This window comes from Bradyrhizobium sp. (genome assembly GCF_035570375.1).
Lineage (GTDB): Bacteria > Pseudomonadota > Alphaproteobacteria > Rhizobiales > Xanthobacteraceae > Bradyrhizobium.
Genome location: NZ_DATMLW010000275.1, coordinates 24,773 through 39,185, shown reverse-complemented (window position 1 = coordinate 39,185; position 14,413 = coordinate 24,773). Strand labels below are relative to the sequence as shown.

Genomic DNA, 14,413 nt, shown 5'->3' with positions numbered 1-14,413 from the left:
TGCATCGACCTGCGCTCAGCTGTTGGAGACCGCAACGAGATGCTTCAGCCGCGACGCCGCCGCTCCGCTTTCGATCGATTGGGTGCCGAGCGCCACGCCTTCCTTCAGATCTTTGGCGCGGCCGGCGACGATCAGTGCCGCTGCGGCATTGAACAAGGCGACATCGCGATAGGGGCTCGGCATTCCGTCGAGCACGCTTTTGAGCGCAATCGCGTTGGCCTGCGCGTCGCCGCCTTTCAGCGTCTCACCTGCCACGCATTTGAGACCGGCCTGTTCCGGTGTCACCTCGAAGGAACGAATGTTGCCCTTTTCGAGGGCTGCGACAAAGGTCGGGCCGGTGAGGGTGATCTCATCGAGCCCGTCGGAGCCATGCACCACCCAAACCGATTCAGAGCCGAGATTTTTCAACACCTGCGCCAGCGGCTGTACCCATTGCTTCGAGAAAACTCCGACCATTTGCCGGGTGACACCGGCCGGATTGGAGAGGGGCCCGAGCAGATTGAAGATGGTGCGGGTGGCAAGCTCGACACGGGTCGGGCCAACGTTCTTCATCGCGGGATGGTGCGCCGGCGCGAACATGAAGCCGATACCGGCCTCGGCGACGCAGCGGCCGACATGCTCCGGCGAAATGTCGATCTTGACGCCGAGCGAAGCAAGGACGTCCGCCGAGCCCGAACGCGAGGAGAGCGCGCGATTGCCGTGTTTGGCGACCGGCACGCCGGCGCCTGCGACAATGAAGGAGGCGCAGGTCGAGACGTTGACGGAGCCGGAGCCGTCACCGCCGGTGCCGACCACGTCGATTGCCTCCGGCGGAGCTTTGACCCGCAGCATCTTGGCCCGCATCGCCGATACTGCGCCCGTGATCTCCTCTACGGTTTCGCCTCGAACGCGAAGCCCCATCAAAAGCCCGCCCATTTGCGAGGGCGTCGCTTCGCCGGACATCATTCTGTCGAAGGCTGATATGGCTTCCTGACGCGACAGCGTCGCGCCGGTGGCCACCTTGGCGATGATAGATTTGAAATCGTCCATCACGTGCTTTCAGGAAAACGCGACAACAAGACCCTCACGAGCCATTCAGCTGACCTGTTTTCTGGCGCCGCCCCGGCATTGTCGTTCACGATCAATTATTCGCGCCGGTCACCTGCGCGAAGGCGGTCTGGTTGACGCTGATACCGATATTAGATTGAAGCTGCGTGATGTATTGGGCGAGTTGCTCGTCAGTGATAGCCCGTTTGAGGTTTTCGCTCAATTTCTTCGTCTCGTCGGACGCAAGGTCGACGGGGGGTACGGTGATGTCGGTGACCCGGAAAACGATCCAGGCGTTGGCGGCTGGGTCGGGGGTTTGTCCCACGCCGTCCTTGACGGTTCGAAACGTCGCGGCAACTGCGGCGGCGGGCAGGCCGGGCACGGTTGCATCGCGCTTGAATCCGGAAGCCGTTTCAACGCTCAATCCCGCCTGCGCCGCCTCATCTGCGAGTTTGCCGCCCTGTTCCAGCTTCTGGACCATGTCGGTCGCCTTGGCGCGCAGCCGGCTCGCAATCTGGTCGTCGCGCCATCTCGTTTCGACCTGGTCCCTGACCTCGTCGAGGCTGCGTTCGCGCGACGGCGTAACACCGAGAACGTCGTACCAGACATAGCCGCCGTTGAACGAAATCGGATCATTGTCGACGCCGACGTCGCTGTTGAAGGCTTGCGAAACCACGTCAAGTCCGCGTGGGATGTTCATCGCCGGCTGTCCGCTGGGAAGGCGGCCCGAACGGTCGACCGCGTCGATGGTCACAGGCGCAAGGCCCAGCTTTTGCGCTGCTTCGATGACGCTTGCGCCACCGCCGCGCTCATCTTCCATCTTGTCACGCAGTTCGGCGACCTTGGTTCGCGCTCGCTCCTTCGCGATGTCTCGTTTGATCTCCGCGGCGACGCTCTCATAGTTGGGTGCGACCCCCGGCTCGATCTTGCCGATTTTGACGAGCGCAACGCCAAATCTTCCCTGGGCGGGCTGACTGAGCTCGCCGGATTGCAGCGAGAAGGCGGCGTCCGCGACGGCCGGATCCACTATCGCCGACTTTGCGATGACGCCGAGATCGACGTCGGCAGGATTGAGGCCGCGCTCCTTGGCCAGATCGTCGAAGGACAATCCGGATTCGACACGGCTGCGCGCGGCCTGCGCCTCTTCGGCGTTGGGGAACACGATCTGCCAAACCTGACGCCGTTCAGGCGTCCCGTACTTGTCGCGCCTCTGCTCGAAAAGCTTCTTCGCATCCTCGTCGGAAACCTCTGTCCATTTACCGATCTCTTCCGGCGTTATGACGACGAAGGATATCTTGCGATATTCCGGCGCGCGAAACAGCGCCTTGTGCTCATCGAAATAGGCCGCCAGCGCTTCCGGTGAGGGTGGATCGATTGTGCCGGCCTGGGCAGCGTCGAGTTTCACGTATTCAATCGTGCGCTGTTCGCTCTGATACCGCGCCAGCGCGTCCAACAGTACTTTCGGCGTCTCGAGCCCGGCAGCGACGGTTCCCGCGATCTGACGCCGCAGCGACACCCGCCGCTGCTCGGCGATGAAGCGTTGCTCGCTAAATCCGAGTTGTCGGATCACGCCCTGAAAACGTTGCGGGTCGAACGCGCCATTCACTCCCTTGAAATTGGGGTCGCTGAAGATCAGGCGCATCGTTTCCTCGGGCGACTGCGCAAGTCCGAGCCGCCGTGTCTCTTCGTCAAGTGCTGCTTCCGCGAGCGTCTGCTGGAGAACCTGCCGATCGAATCCGAGGGCACGGGCCTGATCCATGGTCAACGGCCGGCCGAACTGGCGGCCTATCTGTTGCAGCCTTTCGTTGTAGATCTGCCGGAACTGCTCGGTCGAGATCTCGGTGCGGCCGACCTTGGCCAGTGTTGATTGTCCAAAGCCCCGGAAAATGTCGGCGATGCCCCAAATGCCGAAACTGACAATCAGCACGCCCATCACGGTCGCCATGACAATTTTGCCGAGCCAATTTGATGAGGCTTTGCGCATTCCTCGAAGCATGGGATCCAACTTGTTGGCAGGAGGGAACCGGGTCCGCGCGCCCCGAGGAATATCGATAGCCGAATTCCCAAAAAGGGGCGTCACCGGATTGAGAACGCATCATAAAGTGGCAGGCTTGAGGTCGCAACCATGGTGCCGCGGGCCAATTGATGCGGTAAATGGCGAGAAATCCTGAAACTGGCGGTGTCTGGTACAGGTCGGCTTGGTTTGCTAGCGCTTGGCTCACCCAACTTATGAAAGTTTTGAGATGACCAACCCCATAAGGCAACTGATCGCCGGCAATTGGAAAATGAACGGCCTCAAGGCGTCCATAACCGAGTTTGACGCGATGCTGGCGGGTGCGTCCGAGGTGGCCCGGAAAGCCGACCTCCTGGTTTGCCCGCCGGCATCGCTGATAGCGATCTTTGCCTGGAAGGCACAGGGTTCGAAGAGCCTTTCTATTGGTGGTCAGGACTGTCACCCGCAACCATCGGGTGCCCATACCGGCGATATCTCGGCCGAAATGTTGGCGGATGCCGGCGCAAGGGCCGTTATTGTCGGCCATTCGGAGCGGCGGGCCGATCACGGCGAGAGCGATGGACTGGTTCGGCAAAAGGCGCAGGCTGCCTGGCGTGCGGGGCTCACGGCGATTGTCTGTATCGGGGAGACCCACGCGCAGCGCGATTCCGCTCAAACGCTTCAGATTTGCCATAGGCAGCTTGAGGGATCGCTTCCGGATGGCGCGCGCGCGAGCAATCTGGTCGTTGCCTACGAGCCGGTCTGGGCGATCGGCACCGGGCTAACCCCGACGGCCGAAGATGTTAAGCAAATTCATCAGTTTATTCGGGATTTTCTGATCGGCCGGTTTGGCGGGGAGGGGGATGCGATCCGCATCCTCTATGGCGGCTCTGTCAAACCCTCGAACGCCCGGGAATTGCTGGCTGTTGCCAATGTGAACGGCGCCCTGGTCGGTGGCGCGAGCTTAAAGGCGGCCGATTTTCTTGCGATCGCGGCCGACTGTCCTTAACTAACGACTGAGCGGGCATTCGTGTCCCATCTCGGCAGATACCCTTGCCAACGTTAGAATCGAGCGTTCGGCCAGGTGGGTAGCGAATGTCAAATCCACTCCACCAGGGGTGACAATGCCCGGTCCAATCGTGTAACACCCGCGCAAATTTGATCCCGCAAATCCGACCATCTGCCCGGTCGCAGCGCGTTGGTTTGTGACGGAAGGTAAAAATGCAGACTGTCATTATCGTAGTGCACCTGATGATCGTTGCGACCTTGATCGCAACCGTGTTGCTGCAGAAATCCGAAGGGGGCGGGCTTGGCATGGGCGGAGGCGCCGGCTTCATGTCGAGCAGGGGCACGGCCAACTTGCTGACCCGCACGACTGCCGTACTCGCCTTCGGCTTTTTCCTCACCAGCCTCGCTTTGTCCTGGATTGCCAGTTACGACCGCAGGCCAAGTTCCGTGATCGTTCCGTCGTCACAGTCCCAGCCGGCCAGCGGCACGACGCCCGTGGCGCCACCGAGCAGCGGCGGAGGGCTTTTGGATTCGCTGAAGAAGTCGGATGAGCAGCAGAATCAGCCTGCCCCGTCCGGTCCGCAGGCGCCGCAGTCGCAATGAGCAGGATGGCCATGCAGGATTGCAGCCACCGGCCTGCATCAAACATCCCCATCAAGCTACTGATAACACAATCGATTTAGCGTCACCCACAGCCTGGCAAAATGTTTGCTGAAGCGAGGCGATTCGCTTTGGAGAATCGTGCCGGTAGCCTTAAAGGTTAAGTCCCATGGCGCGGTATATCTTCATCACCGGCGGCGTGGTTTCTTCGCTCGGAAAAGGTCTGGCATCGGCAGCGCTTGGCGCACTTTTGCAGGCGCGCGGCTACAAGGTGCGGCTGCGCAAGCTTGATCCCTACCTCAACCTCGATCCGGGAACGATGTCGCCCTATCAGCATGGCGAAGTGTTCGTGACCGATGACGGCGCCGAGACCGATCTCGATCTTGGCCACTACGAGCGCTTCACCGGGCGCCCCGCCACCAGGGCGGACAACATCACCACCGGGCGCATCTATCAAAACATCCTGACCAAGGAGCGGCGCGGCGATTATCTTGGTGCCACCATCCAGGTGATCCCGCACGTCACCAACGCGATCAAGGAATTCATCCTCGACGGCAATGACGAATACGACTTTGTCCTGGTCGAGATCGGCGGCACCGTGGGCGACATCGAGGGACTGCCGTTCTTCGAGGCGATACGGCAGCTGAAGAACGATCTTCCGCGCGATCACGCGATTTTCATCCATTTGACGCTGCTGCCGTTCATTCCGAGCGCTGGCGAGCTGAAGACAAAACCGACCCAGCATTCGGTCAAGGAATTGCGCTCGATCGGCATCCAGCCGGACATCCTGCTCTGCCGGACCGATCGTGCGATCCCCAAGGAGGAGCGACGCAAGCTCGCGCTGTTCTGCAATGTGCGCGAAAGCGCCGTCATCGAGGCGCGCGACGCCGACAACATTTATGCCGTGCCGGAAGCCTATCACGCGGCTGGCCTCGATGACGAAGTGCTAGCGGCGTTTGGCATTGCGCCGAGACTTCCGCCGGCGCTGGAAAGCTGGCACGTCATCAATGAGCGAATCCGTAATCCGGAAGGCCAGGTGAACATCGCCATCGTCGGCAAGTACACCGGCATGAAGGACGCCTATAAGTCGCTGATCGAGGCGCTATCGCATGGCGGCATTGCCAACAAGGTGAAGGTCAATCTCGACTGGATCGAGAGTGAGGTTTTCGAAAACGAAGACCCGGCGCCGTTCCTTGAACATGTCAACGGCATTCTGGTGCCCGGTGGTTTCGGCCAGCGCGGGGCCGAGGGCAAGATCCGCGCAGCGCAGTTCGCACGCGAACGAGACGTGCCCTATTTCGGCATCTGCTTCGGCATGCAGATGGCGGTGATCGAGGCCGCGCGCAATCTGGTCGGAATTGCCGAGGCCAATTCCACCGAATTCGGGCCGACGGGCGAGCCGGTGGTCGGCCTGATGACGGAATGGCTGCGGGGCAATGAACTCGAACGCCGTTCGAAGAACGGCGATCTCGGCGGGACCATGCGGCTTGGCGCCTATCCCGCAATACTCAAGCGGGGCAGCCGGGTCTCCTCGGTCTATGGTGACGCCACCGAGATTTCAGAACGCCACCGTCATCGCTACGAGGTCAATACCGCTTACAAGGACCGGCTCGAACAGCATGGTCTGCGTTTTTCGGGCATGTCGCCGGACGGCGTATTGCCCGAGATCGTCGAATATGACGACCATCCCTGGTTCATCGGGGTGCAGTTCCATCCCGAACTGAAGTCGCGTCCGTTCGAGCCCCACCCTCTTTTCGCTTCCTTCGTGGAAGCGGCGATGGCGCAGTCGCGGCTGGTCTGACGTTATTCGCGGCCTTTGACGGACGCGTCGATTGTTGCGACATATCGATCCCCCAACCTCGTTACCAAAACAGATCAGGGAGCTACGCCGATGATTTACGAAAGCCGTGTCTATCGCTGTGTACCGGGCCGCTTGCCCGCACTCTTGAAGCGGTTTGAAACCATCACGCTCAAAATCTGGGAGAAACACGGCATCCGGCAGGCCGGCTTCTTCACCACCCTGATTGGCGAATCCAACCAGGAGCTGACCTATTTCCTGGCCTGGGAATCGTTGGCCGAGCGCGAGAAAAAATGGACGGCTTTCCAGGCCGACCCCGAGTGGATCGCCGCGCGGGCGCAAACCGAGGCGGACGGGCAAATCGTCGGCAACATCGTCAGTCAACTACTGGTGCCGACAGCATTCTCGGCGGTGAAGTGACGGAATGCCTTCGGGCTGAGGCTTCGGATGCCCCATGGTCTCGACCACATCGTTCACGCGGTCCGTGACCTCGACGCGGCCGCGGCATTCTATGGTCGCGCCGGGTTCACGGTCGGCAGCCGCAATCGTCATCCCTGGGGCACGCACAACCATATCGTGCAGTTCCCCGGCGTTTTCATCGAGCTTCTTGGTGTGGGTGAGCCTGAGCTGATAACCGCCGCCACGCCGGGCACCTTTTCCTTCGCCAGCTTTACGCGTGACTTCCTCGCGCGCGATCAAGGACTCGCGATGCTGGTATTGGAGGGCAGGGGTGCGGCGGCGGATGCCGAGGCGTTCCGCGCCGCGGGCATCGGAGATTTCGACGTGTTCGACTTCGAGCGCGAGGCCAAACGCCCGGACGGGTCGATCGTGAGGGTCGCGTTCTCCCTTGCATTCGCCGCGGACCCCAAAACGCCGGATGCCGGTTACTTCACGTGCCAGCAATACTATCCGGAGAACTTCTGGAATCCGGCATTTCAGCTGCACCCAAATGGCGTTTCGGGCATTGCTGAGATCATCATGGTTTCCGGGAAGCCGAAGGACCATGTTGACTTCCTCCGCGCGTTCTCCAGGGTCCGCGACATCGACTCGAACGCGAGCGGATTCTCCGTTCGGACCGAACGCGGTGACATCAGGGTCATGAATCCGGCCGCTTATCGCGCAGATTCCGGAACCGAACCCCCGAGCTTGACACGAGGCGCGCGTTTTGCGGCCATACGTTTTGTGATGCGCGACAAAAGGGCTGCGATCTCCGCGCTCAAGAAGGGAGGCGTCGCCTTCGTCGAGCGCGATTTTGGGATTGTTGTGCCGCCGGATGCGGCCTTCGGCGCAACCCTCATATTCGACGGTACGAAAGTGGGTTGATCCCGCAGCCCTCGCCCGGCATGGTTCACCGCGAAGAAAAGTGCCCTGAAAACGGCGGCTTGAAAGGTAAACGTTTTTGAACGCCAAGATCTCGCTCGTCTCGATCGGACCGGTCAAATTCGGCAATGATTTGCCGATTTCGGTCATCGCAGGCCCCTGCCAGCTCGAAAGCCGTGCGCACGGCCTTGAGGTCGCAACCGCGCTCAAGGAAATTGCGGCACGGTTGAAGATCGGCCTCGTCTACAAGACCTCGTTCGACAAGGCCAACCGCACCAGCGCCTCCGCCGCGCGCGGCATCGGGCTTGCCCAGGCGCTGCCGATCTTTGCCGAGATACGCTCCTGCGTTGGAATACCCGTGCTCACCGACGTACACGAGGCCGCGCAGTGTACTGAGGTGGCGCAGGCCGTCGATGTCCTGCAGATCCCGGCTTTCCTGTGCCGGCAGACGGATCTGTTGCTGGCCGCCGCCGCGACGGGGAAAGCGGTCAACGTCAAGAAGGGACAGTTTCTGGCGCCCTGGGATATGGCCAATGTCGTCGCCAAGATTACAAATGCAGGCAATCCGAACGTGCTGGTGACCGAGCGGGGCGCCTCGTTCGGTTACAATACACTCGTCTCCGACATGCGTTCGCTGCCGATCATGGCGCGCACGACGGGTGCGCCCGTCATCTTCGATGCGACCCACTCGGTACAGCAGCCCGGCGGCAAAGGCACCGCTTCGGGCGGTGAGCGGGAATTTGTGCCGGTTCTGGCGCGCGCCGCGGTCGCCGTCGGCGTCGCCGGCGTGTTCATTGAAACTCATCCCGACCCTGACCATGCGCCTTCCGACGGACCGAACATGGTACCACTGCGTGAGTTCGAAGGCCTGGTGCGGGCGTTGATGGCGTTCGACGCCATCGCCAAGAATCTCGACAAGAACGCAGCGCGCTGATGCCGCAGAAGGCACTGCGGGTGCATGAGCGCATGCCACCGGCGATCAATATCATTTCGATCGCGACCTTTGCCGCCAGCCTCTCGGCTCGCGCGCTCGATCCGGTGCTGCCGCATATTGCCGACGATTTCAGGGTCAGCATTGCGACCGCCGCGAGCTTCGCTGCGGTGTTCGCCTTTACTTTCGCCGTCATTCAGCCTGTGCTGGGCGCGGCGGCCGATCTGTTCGGCAAGGCGCGGTTGATGATTGCGTGCCTGGTGCTGCTCGGCATTGCGAACATTCTCGGCGCGATCTCGAGCTCGTTTCCGCTCCTGTTCGCAACCCGCATCCTTGCCGGCGTCGGCTCGGGCGGCGTGTTTCCGGTCGCGCTCAGCCTGACCAGCGAACTCGTCGGGGCCGAGAAGCGTCAGGTCGCGATCGGGCGCACGCTGGCGGGCTCCATGACGGGCAATCTCCTGGGCGCGTCGTTTTCCGGCGTGATCGGCGACTTCCTGGGCTGGCGCGGCGTCTTGGCGGTGCTAGGCCTCCTGGTGATCACAGCGTCCGTCGCAGTGGCGGCCGGATTTCGCAGTGCTGCGCTGACGCGCGGCCCGAAAAGCAGTCTTTCGACGCTTTGGCATGGCTATCGCACGATTTTTCGCAATCCGAACGCGCTCTGCTACGCGGCCGTCTTTATCGAGGGCTGCTGCGTGCTTGGACTTTTCCCCTACATCGCCTCGTTCCTGTTCGACCTCGGCGAAACCAGCCTGTCGATCGCAGGCATTGTGATCGCTGGATTTGCGGTCGGCGGGCTGCTCTACACCATGACCGTTTCCCGCTTTCTCCCCCGCCTTGGCGTCAACGGCATGATGATCACCGGTGCCACGCTGGTCGGTCTGCAGCTCGCGGCGATCGCCTTTGGTCCGGGCTGGAAAATCCAGGCGATCAACCTCGTCATCATGGGTTGGGGCTTTTACATGATCCACGGCTGCTTGCAGGTATTTGCCAGCGAACTGTCGGTGGAAGCCCGCGCGACTGCACTGGCACTCCACTCGTTCTTCTTTTTCATGGGACAGACCGTTGGTCCGATCGCCTACGGGTTCGGAATCCAGACTGTCGGCAAGGTAGCGACGCTGCTGACCAGCGCTGTCATTATCACCGCGCTTGGCTTTGCGTGTGCGCAGCTGTTGCGCCAGAAGAAGCCCACTGACGCGCGCCCGCACTAGGACGTGCACTCGTAAAGTCGACTGCAAAGTAACCTGGTGCCGCGGCGGCCAGTATCCACTGTTGGAGGTAAGGCAGACCGATACCAGGCGTGGCGCACAAACACGCTCTCTCCGCTGTGGTCGTCGTCGGCTGATTGAAAGGCCGCAGGCCGACAGCGAGCGCGATGGGATGTGGCGTAACGGCAACGCCCCGAAGGATTATTTGCGCTCCCCCCAAAAGCGCGGCTCGCCTGTTGACCGATTGCCCGCGAACGACGGAAACTTTCGGCGCGCGGTGCAATCGGACGAAGAGCCTTGGAGATCGAAATTAAAGGGGTAATTTCGATGCCGCTGACGCGTGACAAAATTGTTGGACATGACCGCGAACGATTGGCGTTTGCGTTTCTCATGCTGAACGGAAATGAACCCATCGAATGTCGGATCAGCGAAGCCGCCATGGACGCTCTTGCTGGCGAAAGAGGCCGTCAGACGACCGCCAGGCAGGAACAATTCTTGGCGCATCGCGACGCGATCGAGCAAATTGCATCCGATCTGTTCGACGTCAGCCCGAACGTAAAGGGATACGTCATTCGGATATTCACTAAACACATTCCCAAAAAGCGCGTTGCGCCCGATAGTAATGTGACGGATTGAGGTGCCCTGCGTCATTAGCCGGCCCGCACACAATGTCGCTTTCAGGTCAAAGAGGTGCCGAAATGAACTTTGCAATTGTTATGATCCTGGCGCTGTTGCTCTCAGCCCCTGCTGCCGCGGCCGAAACCGCCGCGATGTTCGCTAAAGGCGTCATTACCGAGCCCGGCTTGCATCCATGGACGATCGTTACATTTCCTGATGAATGCCTTGTGGTTGAGTTCAACCTCGATCCATTCGTTACCAAGCGGCGCGATTTGAAGACTGAGTTCGGCGCCATAGCGCGGACGGTTGTTCCCGCAGCGCTGGCCAAATTCCCAAAACTCAAGAGCGTTCAGTTGACTGGCTTGGTCACGGTCCGCGACAAGCGCGGCAACGAACACGAGGTCCAGGCAGTAGTGGTGAAGTTTTATCGGGCAAATTCGGCTTCGATAAAATGGGACACAGTCAATCCTGCGGACGTAATCGATATTTCTGACAAGAAAACCGTTTCGCCGATGCTTGCAACGATCGTTGCACGATGAACGCTTTACTGCCCATTGCCGACGGGCTGAACGTCGGCGCAGCGCGCTCGTCCGGCATCGCCATTCAGGCCGCAGCGTCCGGTTGCAGCAAGGTCCGCCGGAAAAACGCGATCACTTCATCTGCTGCCGCCCGCGTGGGTTGGCCGGCGGCATCGATCAGATCGCCGGTAAAGACCGAGTGCGGCGGCTTGCCGCGTGCTTTCATGCCGGCCGGGTTGCCGGCCACATCAGGCAATTCGGTGCCGGTGAACGCCGTGCCGAACGAGCTGCGCAGGGCTGCAAAACGCGACGCGGGACAGATCGTATCGCCTTCAAAACGATAGCCACGCAGCTCCAATCCATGGCGTGTGCGTTCACGCACGCGGTCAAGATCTTCCGGCGCGATGTCGATCGCCGCCGAATTCAGCGCCGGCACGCCTGGCTGGGCCAGAACCGGCGCGAGCACGACCGGATCAAGTGCCATCGAGAGCGCAAAGCCGCCGGTGACGCACATCCCGATCGCACCGACGCCTGGTCCGCCGCACTCGTGGTGCGCAAGTCGCGCCAACGCGCGCAGCCAATCGGTCACCGGGCTCGATCTGTTGGCCCTCAGAATCGTGAACTCACGTGAGATGCAAAGCGAGAGAATCCGCATCATCGAAGGTTTTTCGAGGTTGCTCGCGTCCGGCGCTCCGAACAGAATGGGAGCATAGACGCGCAATCCCGCATCTCCCAGCCAGCGGCAAAACCGCGCCAGCGTTGGGGTAAACCCGTAGATCTCGTGAATGACGATGACCGCGGGTCCCGTCGCGCCCGTCAACAGAACGGGTTTAGTCTTGCCGAGCAGGGTAAGGTCGCGTCTGGTAAAGTCGGAGATGTCAGAGTTTAATTCCATTCCCAACTCCTCTTTGGGCCAACGCGTCGATATTGAGTCCCTCGATTAATTGCAAGCCAAGGAGCTTTCAGCCATGCCCGATATCATCCCCGCTCGAATGTCGGCTCAGCTTGATGGCGACTTCGTTGTGTTCCTGATCGGCATGCGCGTCAACAAATGGTGGAAATTCTGGAAGTGGATGCCGGTGGCCAAGGCGATGCCGAAAATGCTGACCGAGCTTGCCGGACGACCCGAGCTGGGACTCCTGCACGCGCGAACCGTCTTCGGCTTTCCAAATCTCCTGGTGATTCAGTATTGGCGAAGCTTTGAACAGCTCCACGCTTATGCGTCCGATCGCTCGCTTCAACATTTGCCGGCCTGGCGCGAATTCAATCGCAAGATCGCATCAAACGGCGACGTCGGTATCTGGCACGAGACCTATCTCGTGCAGGTTGGCGCTTATGAGTGCCTCTACAACAACATGCCAATTTGGGGCCTGGCTGCCGCGGGTGGCCTGGTGCCTGCCGAGGGACAGCGCAAGAGCGCCAAGGGGCGCTTGCGCCAAAGCGATGGCACGGACCTCGCCGTGAAATGACCCTTTCGTCAACCCCTCCCCCGATAGGGGGCGACACCCTGGTCTGGAATCCACATTCCCTTCGGCAACTTGCCCGTCTGCCAGAAGACGTCGATCGGAATGCCGCCGCGCGGGTACCAGTAACCGCCGATCCGTAGCCATTTCGGCTTGATCTCCACGGATATTCGCTTGCCTATCGCGACCGTGCAGTCCTCATGGAAGGCGCCGTGGTTGCGGAAGCTGGCGACGTAAAGTTTCAGGGATTTCGATTCCAGCAGCCATTGGCCCGGTACATAGTCAATCACGATATGCGCGAAGTCCGGCTGGCCGGTGACGGGGCAAAGAGAGGTAAATTCCGGCACGATGAACCGCACCACGTAATCGCTGTCCTTCTGCGGATTGGGCACGCGGTCGAGTTTCGCAGCGTCAGGTGTGGTCGGCCATTCGACGGCCCGGCCGAGTTGCAGGTCGGGCGAGAAGGACGCCGACTTCGATGGCTTCCGGGGCTTCCTGGACATAATCTTGGTCTCCGTTCCCGCGTTAATAGCCGTTTCGCCCATCAGTGTCACCGGCAACGCAACCTTTTCCGCTGTGATGGCTTGCTGTAGAAGCAGCGCCAGCCGCTTACATCCGGATTTGCAAGAAGAGAGGCATTCATGACTGCAATCGTCGAGATCATCGGCCGCGAAATCCTCGATAGCCGCGGCAATCCCACCGTGGAAGTCGACGTGGTCCTGGCGGACGGTTCGGTGGGGCGCGCGGCGGTGCCGTCAGGCGCTTCCACCGGCGCGCATGAGGCGGTCGAACTCCGCGACGGCGACAAGGCGCGCTACCTCGGCAAGGGCGTGCAGCAGGCAATCGCGGCCGTGAACGGCGAAATTTTCGAAGCGCTCAACGATATCGCTGCCGAGGAGCAGATCCAGATCGACCAGATCATGATCGATCTCGACGGGACGCCGAACAAGGGCAGGCTCGGCGCCAATGCGATTCTTGGCGTCTCGCTTGCCTGTGCGAAGGCCGCCGCGACATCCTTCGACATGCCGCTCTATCGTTACGTCGGCGGCACCTTGGCGCGAACATTGCCGGTGCCGATGATGAATATCATCAACGGTGGCGTGCATGCCGACAATCCGATCGACTTCCAGGAATTCATGATCATGCCGGTCGGCGCCCTCACGTTTGCCGAAGGCTTGCGCTGTGGCTCGGAAATCTTCCACACGCTGAGATCAGAACTGAAGAAGGCCGGTCATAATACCAATGTCGGCGATGAGGGCGGTTTTGCTCCGAATCTGCCTTCGGCGGATGCGGCGCTCGATTTCGTCATGGGTGCGATCGGAAAAGCGGGCTACAAGGCTGGCAGCGACGTGATGCTGGCGCTTGATTGCGCGGCCACCGAATTTTTCAAGGACGGCAAGTACGTCTATGGCGGCGAGAAAAAGACCCGCTCGCGTTCCGAACAGGCGAAATACCTGGCCGATCTCGCCTCGCGCTATCCGATCGTCTCGATAGAGGATGGCATGGCGGAAGACGACATGGAAGGCTGGAAGGAGCTGACCGATCTCATCGGCGGTAAATGCCAGCTGGTCGGCGACGACCTGTTCGTCACCAATGTCGAGCGGCTTGCCGACGGCATCAAGAACGGCCGCGCCAATTCCATTCTCATCAAGGTCAACCAGATCGGTACGCTGACGGAGACGCTCAGCGCGGTCGAAATGGCCTTCAAGGCCGGCTACACCGCAGTGATGTCGCACCGCTCCGGAGAGAGCGAGGATTCCACCATTGCCGATCTTGCGGTTGCAACCAATTGCGGACAGATCAAGACCGGCTCGCTGGCGCGTTCCGACCGCACGGCCAAATATAATCAGTTGCTGCGCATCGAACAGGAATTGGGAGGTCAGGCCAAATATGCGGGCAGGGCGGCGCTGAAGGCGCTTGCCTGACGAAGCAG

General features: G+C 60.7%; 15 protein-coding genes. 11 read left to right on the top strand and 4 right to left on the bottom strand.

Annotation, left to right across the window (positions count from 1 at the left end; genetic code table 11):
• Nucleotides 1–15 precede the first annotated feature (15 nt).
• Both trpD and VNX23_RS30600 read right to left on the bottom strand, forming a co-directional pair.
• Nucleotides 16–1,029: an anthranilate phosphoribosyltransferase gene (gene trpD, locus VNX23_RS30605; RefSeq protein ID WP_325635566.1), complete on the bottom strand. Its 1,014-nt coding sequence runs from the start codon at nt 1,027–1,029 to the stop codon at nt 16–18.
• A gap of 91 nt (nt 1,030–1,120) precedes the next feature.
• A complete protein-coding gene (locus VNX23_RS30600) occupies nt 1,121–3,022 on the bottom strand; it encodes a peptidyl-prolyl cis-trans isomerase (protein ID WP_325635564.1) in 1,902 nt (633 codons plus the stop codon).
• A 247-nt stretch (nt 3,023–3,269) separates the two neighbouring features.
• Between VNX23_RS30600 and tpiA the strand changes: the two genes are divergently transcribed.
• The 9 genes from tpiA to VNX23_RS30555 all read left to right on the top strand — a co-directional run bounded on the left by tpiA (nt 3,270) and on the right by VNX23_RS30555 (nt 11,038).
• Nucleotides 3,270–4,028, top strand: a complete 759-nt coding sequence (tpiA, locus tag VNX23_RS30595; RefSeq protein WP_325635562.1) for a triose-phosphate isomerase — start codon at nt 3,270–3,272, stop codon at nt 4,026–4,028.
• 212 nt (nt 4,029–4,240) lie between these two features.
• Nucleotides 4,241–4,630, top strand: coding sequence for a preprotein translocase subunit SecG (gene secG / locus VNX23_RS30590; RefSeq protein WP_325635560.1), 390 nt, complete (start codon nt 4,241–4,243; stop codon nt 4,628–4,630).
• Nucleotides 4,631–4,796: 166 nt separating this feature from the next.
• A complete protein-coding gene (locus VNX23_RS30585) occupies nt 4,797–6,428 on the top strand; it encodes a CTP synthase (RefSeq protein ID WP_325635558.1) in 1,632 nt (543 codons plus the stop codon).
• A 90-nt stretch (nt 6,429–6,518) separates the two neighbouring features.
• The gene (locus VNX23_RS30580; protein ID WP_325635603.1) at nt 6,519–6,845 is read left to right on the top strand and encodes an NIPSNAP family protein; all 327 of its coding nucleotides are present in this window, start codon (nt 6,519–6,521) and stop codon (nt 6,843–6,845) included.
• A gap of 27 nt (nt 6,846–6,872) precedes the next feature.
• The gene (locus VNX23_RS30575; RefSeq protein WP_325635556.1) at nt 6,873–7,748 is read left to right on the top strand and encodes a VOC family protein; all 876 of its coding nucleotides are present in this window, start codon (nt 6,873–6,875) and stop codon (nt 7,746–7,748) included.
• 76 nt (nt 7,749–7,824) lie between these two features.
• Nucleotides 7,825–8,679: a 3-deoxy-8-phosphooctulonate synthase gene (gene kdsA / locus VNX23_RS30570; RefSeq protein WP_325635554.1), complete on the top strand. Its 855-nt coding sequence runs from the start codon at nt 7,825–7,827 to the stop codon at nt 8,677–8,679.
• Nucleotides 8,679–9,884, top strand: a complete 1,206-nt coding sequence (locus tag VNX23_RS30565; RefSeq protein WP_325635552.1) for an MFS transporter — start codon at nt 8,679–8,681, stop codon at nt 9,882–9,884. Before kdsA ends, VNX23_RS30565 begins: the two co-directional genes overlap by 1 nt.
• Before the next feature lie 294 nt (nt 9,885–10,178).
• A complete protein-coding gene (locus tag VNX23_RS30560; RefSeq protein ID WP_325635550.1) occupies nt 10,179–10,517 on the top strand; it encodes a DUF1488 family protein in 339 nt (112 codons plus the stop codon).
• 62 nt (nt 10,518–10,579) lie between these two features.
• Nucleotides 10,580–11,038, top strand: a complete 459-nt coding sequence (locus VNX23_RS30555) for a hypothetical protein (protein ID WP_325635548.1) — start codon at nt 10,580–10,582, stop codon at nt 11,036–11,038.
• 64 nt (nt 11,039–11,102) lie between these two features.
• On the opposite strand, the gene VNX23_RS30550 is transcribed toward VNX23_RS30555, so the two are convergent.
• Nucleotides 11,103–11,912: a dienelactone hydrolase family protein gene (locus tag VNX23_RS30550; protein ID WP_325635546.1), complete on the bottom strand. Its 810-nt coding sequence runs from the start codon at nt 11,910–11,912 to the stop codon at nt 11,103–11,105.
• Nucleotides 11,913–11,985: 73 nt separating this feature from the next.
• Here VNX23_RS30550 and VNX23_RS30545 point away from each other — a divergent pair, with 73 nt between their 5' ends.
• Nucleotides 11,986–12,486, top strand: coding sequence for a DUF4188 domain-containing protein (locus VNX23_RS30545; protein WP_325635545.1), 501 nt, complete (start codon nt 11,986–11,988; stop codon nt 12,484–12,486).
• A gap of 8 nt (nt 12,487–12,494) precedes the next feature.
• On the opposite strand, the gene queF is transcribed toward VNX23_RS30545, so the two are convergent.
• On the bottom strand, nt 12,495–12,983 hold the full coding sequence (queF, locus tag VNX23_RS30540) for a preQ(1) synthase (protein ID WP_325635544.1): 489 nt from the start codon (nt 12,981–12,983) through the stop codon (nt 12,495–12,497).
• Between the two features lie 138 nt (nt 12,984–13,121).
• On the opposite strand from queF, the gene eno reads away from it, so the two are divergent.
• Entirely contained in the window at nt 13,122–14,405 is a 1,284-nt protein-coding gene (gene eno / locus VNX23_RS30535) for a phosphopyruvate hydratase (RefSeq protein WP_325635542.1), read from the top strand.
• The last annotated feature ends 8 nt before the right edge of the window (nt 14,406–14,413 follow it).

What these genes read in the sequence shown, in the direction of transcription:
- trpD (WP_325635566.1), bottom strand. Translation starts at nt 1,029, where the DNA reads ATGGACGATTTCAAATCTATCATCGCCAAGGTGGCCACCGGCGCGACG.
- VNX23_RS30600 (WP_325635564.1), bottom strand. Translation starts at nt 3,022, where the DNA reads ATGCTTCGAGGAATGCGCAAAGCCTCATCAAATTGGCTCGGCAAAATT.
- tpiA (WP_325635562.1), top strand. Translation starts at nt 3,270, where the DNA reads ATGACCAACCCCATAAGGCAACTGATCGCCGGCAATTGGAAAATGAAC.
- secG (WP_325635560.1), top strand. Translation starts at nt 4,241, where the DNA reads ATGCAGACTGTCATTATCGTAGTGCACCTGATGATCGTTGCGACCTTG.
- VNX23_RS30585 (WP_325635558.1), top strand. Translation starts at nt 4,797, where the DNA reads ATGGCGCGGTATATCTTCATCACCGGCGGCGTGGTTTCTTCGCTCGGA.
- VNX23_RS30580 (WP_325635603.1), top strand. Translation starts at nt 6,519, where the DNA reads ATGATTTACGAAAGCCGTGTCTATCGCTGTGTACCGGGCCGCTTGCCC.
- VNX23_RS30575 (WP_325635556.1), top strand. Translation starts at nt 6,873, where the DNA reads ATGCCCCATGGTCTCGACCACATCGTTCACGCGGTCCGTGACCTCGAC.
- VNX23_RS30565 (WP_325635552.1), top strand. Translation starts at nt 8,679, where the DNA reads ATGCCGCAGAAGGCACTGCGGGTGCATGAGCGCATGCCACCGGCGATC.
- VNX23_RS30555 (WP_325635548.1), top strand. Translation starts at nt 10,580, where the DNA reads ATGAACTTTGCAATTGTTATGATCCTGGCGCTGTTGCTCTCAGCCCCT.
- VNX23_RS30550 (WP_325635546.1), bottom strand. Translation starts at nt 11,912, where the DNA reads ATGGAATTAAACTCTGACATCTCCGACTTTACCAGACGCGACCTTACC.
- VNX23_RS30545 (WP_325635545.1), top strand. Translation starts at nt 11,986, where the DNA reads ATGCCCGATATCATCCCCGCTCGAATGTCGGCTCAGCTTGATGGCGAC.
- queF (WP_325635544.1), bottom strand. Translation starts at nt 12,983, where the DNA reads ATGTCCAGGAAGCCCCGGAAGCCATCGAAGTCGGCGTCCTTCTCGCCC.
- eno (WP_325635542.1), top strand. Translation starts at nt 13,122, where the DNA reads ATGACTGCAATCGTCGAGATCATCGGCCGCGAAATCCTCGATAGCCGC.